The sequence below is a fragment of the Polaromonas sp. genome (genome assembly GCF_031411155.1).
GTDB lineage: Bacteria > Pseudomonadota > Gammaproteobacteria > Burkholderiales > Burkholderiaceae_C > Polaromonas.
Genome location: NZ_JANOAL010000280.1, coordinates 1 through 5,337, shown reverse-complemented (window position 1 = coordinate 5,337; position 5,337 = coordinate 1). Strand labels below are relative to the sequence as shown.

5 protein-coding genes and 1 pseudogene are annotated in these 5,337 nt (G+C 66.0%); 5 read left to right on the top strand and 1 reads right to left on the bottom strand.

Annotation, left to right across the window (positions count from 1 at the left end; genetic code table 11):
• Positions 1–179, top strand: a pseudogene (locus tag RMO23_RS16700) (tripartite tricarboxylate transporter substrate binding protein); the annotation flags it as partial.
• A gap of 85 nt (positions 180–264) precedes the next feature.
• Here the strand turns inward: RMO23_RS16700 and RMO23_RS16695 are convergent.
• A complete protein-coding gene (locus RMO23_RS16695; RefSeq protein ID WP_309683814.1) occupies positions 265–561 on the bottom strand; it encodes a DUF1840 domain-containing protein in 297 nt (98 codons plus the stop codon).
• Positions 562–761: 200 nt separating this feature from the next.
• On the opposite strand from RMO23_RS16695, the gene RMO23_RS16690 reads away from it, so the two are divergent.
• The 4 genes from RMO23_RS16690 to RMO23_RS16675 all read left to right on the top strand — a co-directional run.
• Positions 762–1,520 (top strand): 2OG-Fe dioxygenase family protein, encoded by a 759-nt coding sequence (locus RMO23_RS16690; RefSeq protein ID WP_309683813.1) that lies wholly within the window; start codon positions 762–764, stop codon positions 1,518–1,520.
• 139 nt (positions 1,521–1,659) lie between these two features.
• Entirely contained in the window at positions 1,660–4,077 is a 2,418-nt protein-coding gene (locus RMO23_RS16685; protein WP_309683812.1) for a bifunctional salicylyl-CoA 5-hydroxylase/oxidoreductase, read from the top strand.
• A gap of 26 nt (positions 4,078–4,103) precedes the next feature.
• The gene (locus RMO23_RS16680) at positions 4,104–4,604 is read left to right on the top strand and encodes a MarR family transcriptional regulator (RefSeq protein WP_309683810.1); all 501 of its coding nucleotides are present in this window, start codon (positions 4,104–4,106) and stop codon (positions 4,602–4,604) included.
• The coding region (locus tag RMO23_RS16675; protein ID WP_309683809.1) for an enoyl-CoA hydratase family protein at positions 4,601–5,337 on the top strand (737 nt) is incomplete at its 3' end. The genes RMO23_RS16680 and RMO23_RS16675, both read left to right, overlap by 4 nt.

Sequence of the window (5,337 nt, the reverse complement as noted above, 5' to 3'; positions counted from 1 at the left end):
TCAACCGGATTCAGCAGGAAGTCGCCAAATCGCTGAGCACGCCGGCGATCAAGGAAAAACTGCTGGCGCAAGGGGCCATTCCGGGCGGCAACACGCCCCAGCAGTTCGGCGCCTTCATCAATGCCGAGCACAAAAAATGGGCTCAGGTGGTGAAGGCATCGGGCGCCAAGGTCGACTGAGCCCGGCAGGCATCGCGTTGCCTGCCAAAAAGCCCCGGTGACGGGGCTTTTTAACGCCCAGGCGCGGGCCAATAGCGGACTGCGCTTAAACGCCCCAGACCACCTCGTGGCCGGACTTGTGGTTGCGCCTGAGCATCTCGATGAACGGCAGTGCGCGCTGATGCAGGCCCAGCCCGTCACCGGGCACCGCGCCCGCGGTGTCGTCACCCGACTGTTCCAGCGCAATCGCCGCCTCCAGCGCCTGGATGGCGGCGGGCATCTGCTCGGGCAGGATGATGCCCTTGGGCCCGGCCTGCTTGCCAATGATTTCCAGCACCCGGCGCCCGTTGGCCTCCAGCATGATCACGTCGCCTGCGTCCTTGGATTTGAATTTGTACAGCATGGAAGACCCCTCTGGTTGATTTGTCTGGTCATTATGGGCAGTTTTTTACACCCTGTATGTAGGTTGAATCCGCTTCAGTTTTGACCCGGTTTGTGCCTGCGGGTTCCGCTATGTTCCGGTTCGCCGTCAGCGGCTTTGTCGCCCCTGGCAAGCGCCCTTGCCCTGCGCAGGCGCGGCGCGGCTATAGCAAAATAGGCCGCATGTTCAATATCGCCACCGTTCAAAAACCGCCCGCCCAGGCCTTGCGCCAGGACGGCCTGAGCCTGTTGCTGCCCGCCGACTTTGCCACCAGCCTGCAGCTGCCCGAGCCGCAGTGGGCGCAGGGCTGGGCACAGCTGACCGATAGCTGGAACCGGCTGCCGCCCGATGCCCACCTGAAGGACGGCGGGCACTACCGCAAACGCCGCCATGCCTGTTTCATCCAGACGCTGGCCGCCGGCACACTGCTGCAGACACCGCACCGCGCCCACTGGCAGCCGACCGACTACAACGCCCTGCATGGCGGCTTTGAGCGCTGGTTTGACCCGGTCGAGCCCGCCGTGGCCGAGTCGACTGCCTGGACCGAACTGCTGGCCAGCCTGGGGCGCTTGTTTGCGCAGGTCCAGCCGACTCAGCCCGTTGAGCGCTGGCACATCGAGGCGCACCAGTTCCGCATCGACACCGCCGGCGGCGTCGGCCGCCCCACGCCCGAGGGAGCGCACCGCGACGGCGTGGACTTTGTGGTGGTGCTGATGGTGGCGCGCCAAGGCGTCAAGGGCGGCGAGACCCGTGTCTTTGATGCGAACGGGCCAGACGGCGTGCGCTTTGTCATGCGGGAGCCGCTGACCGCGCTGCTGCTCGACGACGCCCGGGTGATTCACGAAACCACGCCCATCCTGCCCGCCGAAGAACCGACCGGCAGCGGCTACCGCGATACGCTGGTGCTCACCTACCGGGCGGCGGGGTTTCAGGCGCCCTGAGGCAAGAGCCGCCAGTCCGGCCCCTTTTTTTCCCGCTTTCCCGCCCAGCGCAGGGTTGACCCCCGGGAAATATCCGCTTGACGAATTTAGTTTAAACATAAACAATTAAGGACTAGATTAATTCAGAGGGTAAGCATTCATGCACATTCTTTGCCTTGGCGGCGGTCCCGCTGGTTTGTATTTCGCCCTGCTGATGAAGCTGCAGAACCCGGCGCATCAGGTCACCGTGGTCGAGCGCAACCGCCCGTTTGACACCTTTGGCTGGGGCGTGGTGCTGTCTGACCAGACCCTGGGCAATCTGCGCGCGGCCGACCCGGTCAGCGCGCAGCTGATTGGCGACGCCTTCAACCACTGGGACGATGTCGAGGTGTTTTTCAAGGGCCGCAGCGTGCGCTCGGGCGGCCACGGGTTTTGCGGCATTGGCCGCAAGCGCCTGCTCAATATCCTGCAGGAGCGCTGCCTGGCGCTGGGCGTGGCGCTGGTGTTTGAAACCGACGTGCAGGACGACCAGGCGATTGCCGCCCAGTACCAGGCCGACCTGGTGGTGGCCAGCGACGGACTGAACAGCCGCATCCGCAACCGTTATGCCGACACCTTCCAGCCCGATGTCGAGCTGCGCGCCTGCCGCTTTGTCTGGCTCGGCACGCGCAAGACCTTCGACGCCTTCACCTTTGCCTTTGAGCAGACCGACCATGGCTGGTTTGCCGCGCACGCCTACAAGTTTGACGACAACACCTCGACCTTCATCGTCGAGACGCCCGAAGCGGTCTGGAAGGCGCACGGCCTGGACCAGATGAGCCAGGCGGACGGCATTGCCTTTTGCGAGCGCCTGTTTGCCAACTACCTCGACGGCAACGCCCTCATGAACAACGCCACGCATGTGCGCGGCTCGGCGATCTGGATCCGCTTTCCGCGGGTGGTGTGCGAGCGCTGGGTGCACCACGAAACCATCAACCAGAAGCGGGTGCCGATTGTGCTGATGGGCGACGCCGCGCACACCGCGCATTTTTCGATCGGCAGCGGCACCAAGCTGGCGCTTGAAGACGCGATCGACCTGGCCACCGAGTTCAGCACCGGCCACGGCATGGACCAGGTGCTGCAGGCTTATGAGGCGCGCCGCAGCGTCGAGGTGCTCAAGATCCAGAACGCGGCGCGCAACTCGACCGAATGGTTTGAAAACGTCAACCGCTACAGCGGCATGCAGATCGAGCAGTTCGCCTACTCGCTGCTGACCCGTTCGCAGCGCATCAGCCACGAGAACCTGCGGCTGCGCGATGCGAAGTGGCTGGAAGGTTATGAAGCCTGGCTGGCTGGCGGGCGCACCGACGCCGGGCCGCCCCAAAGCGGGGCAGCCCCCTCGGGGGGCAGCGCAGCAGGCAACGCCGCGGAGCGTGGGGGCCATCCCGTGCCGCCCATGCTGACGCCGTTCAAGGTGCGCGGCATCGAGCTCAAGAACCGCGTGGTGTGCTCGCCGATGGCGACCTACAGCGCCGTCGATGGCGTGCCGCAGGACTTTCACCTGGTGCACCTGGGCGCGCGCGCACTCGGCGGCGCGGCCCTGGTGATGGTGGAGATGACCAGCCCGAATCCCGAGGGCCGCATCACGCCGGCCTGCACCGGGCTGTGGAACGACGCGCAAGAGGCGGCCTTCAAGCGCATTGTGGATTTCGTGCACGGCCAGAGCACGGCCAAGATCGGCCTGCAGCTGGGCCACAGCGGCCCCAAGGGTTCGACCCAGGTGGGCTGGGAAGACGCCGACGAGCCGTTGCCCGCCGGCGGGCCGCATGCCAACTGGCCGGTGCTGTCGGCCAGTGCCGTGGCCTATGGCGAGCAGAACCAGACGCCGCAGGCCATGACGCACAGCCACATGGAAGCGCTCAGGCAGCAGTTTGTGGACGCCACCCGGCGCGCCGCCAGCGCCGGCTTCGACTGGCTGGAACTGCACTGCGCCCACGGCTACCTGCTCTCAAGCTTCATCACGCCGCTGACCAATCTGCGCAGCGACGAATACGGCGGCAGCATCGAGAAGCGCTGCCGCTACCCGCTCGAGGTGTTTCGCGCCATGCGCGAAGTCTGGCCGGCCCACCTGCCCATGAGCGTGCGCATTTCCGCGCACGACTGGGCGCCGGGCGGCAACACGCCCGACGACGCGATCGTGGTGGCCCGGCTGTTCAAGGCGGCGGGCTGCGATGTGATCGACGTGTCCTCGGGCCAGACCACGCGCCAGGCCAAACCGGTTTACGGCCGCATGTACCAGACGCCGTTTGCCGACCGCATCCGCAACGAGGTCGGCATCCAGACCATTGCGGTGGGGGCGATTTCCGAAGTCGACCATGTCAACAGCATCATTGCCGCCGGCCGCGCCGACCTGTGCGCGCTGGCCCGCCCGCACCTGGCCGACCCGGCCTGGACGCTGCACGAGGCCGCCAAGCTGCAAAGCCGGGCCGTGGACTGGCCCAAACAGTACCTCAGCGGCCGGGACCAGCTGTACCGCGAGCTTTCGAAGCAAAAAGAGGCTCTAGCCCAGACAGAACGCGCACAAGAAGCTATCAAATAAATAGCAAAACATACCGGAGAAACCCCATGGACCTGGAAGCCCGAGGCCACAGCGAACACCCCGAAGCATTGCGGCTCTGGCTGCGCCTGCTGACCTGCACCCAGCTGGTGGAAAAGCAGGTGCGGACCCAGCTGCGCGAGCAGTTCGACACCACCTTGCCGCGCTTTGACCTGATGGCGCAGCTGGAACGCAGCGCCGAGGGCCTGAAGATGAACGAGCTGTCGCGCCGCATGATGGTGACCGGCGGCAACGTCACCGGCATCACCGACCAGCTGGTGGCCGAGGGGCTGGTGGAGCGCGCCCAGGTGGAAGGCGACCGCCGCGCCTACCGGGTGCGGCTGACGCCGCGCGGCCGCAAAACCTTTGACGAGATGGCGCGCCAGCACGAGGCCTGGATTGTGGCGGCCTTTGAAACCCTGTCGCCGCGCGAGGTCGAGTCGCTGCACAAGCTGCTGGGCAAGGTCAAGCACCACCACAACCAGCAGGCCGGCCAACAACTCACCGAAAGCAGACTGGAACCCGTATGAAGCACTACATCCGCCCCGGCAACCCGATGCAGGCGCAATTCAATGCGCTGGCCGGCCACCAGGCCCGACACTTCGCCTACGCGTTTGAGGCCGGCGTGGCCACGCTGACGCTGAACCGCCCCGAGCGCAAAAATCCGCTGACCTTTGACTCCTATGCCGAGCTGCGCGACCTGTTCCGCGCGCTGAACAGCGCCACCGATGTCAAAACCATCGTGCTGACCGGCGCCGGCGGCAACTTCTGCTCGGGCGGCGATGTGCATGAAATCATCGGCCCGCTGACCAAAATGCGCATGCCCGAGCTGCTGGAGTTCACCCGCATGACCGGCGACCTGATCAAGGCCATGCGGCTGTGCCCGCAGCCCATCGTGGCGGCGATTGACGGCATTTGCGCCGGCGCCGGCGCCATGATGGCGCTGGCCGCCGACCTGCGTCTCGGCACGGCCAACGCCAAGACCGCCTTTTTGTTCACCCGCGTCGGGCTGGCCGGTGCCGACATGGGGGCCTGCGCCCTGCTGCCGCGCCTGATCGGCCAGGGCCGCGCCTCGGAGCTGCTGTTCACCGGCCGCGCCATGAGCGCGCAGGAAGGCCTGCAGTGGGGCTTTTTCAACGCCCTGCACGAGCCGCAAGCGCTGCTGGGCGCGGCGCAGACACTGGCGCAGGAACTCGCCAGCGGCCCGACCTTTGCGCACGGCATGACCAAAACCATGCTGCACCAGGAATGGGCCATGACGCT

Coding starts and splice junctions, on each gene's coding strand:
- RMO23_RS16695 (WP_309683814.1), bottom strand. CDS start 561: ATGCTGTACAAATTCAAATCCAAGGACGCAGGCGACGTGATCATGCTG.
- RMO23_RS16690 (WP_309683813.1), top strand. CDS start 762: ATGTTCAATATCGCCACCGTTCAAAAACCGCCCGCCCAGGCCTTGCGC.
- RMO23_RS16685 (WP_309683812.1), top strand. CDS start 1,660: ATGCACATTCTTTGCCTTGGCGGCGGTCCCGCTGGTTTGTATTTCGCC.
- RMO23_RS16680 (WP_309683810.1), top strand. CDS start 4,104: ATGGACCTGGAAGCCCGAGGCCACAGCGAACACCCCGAAGCATTGCGG.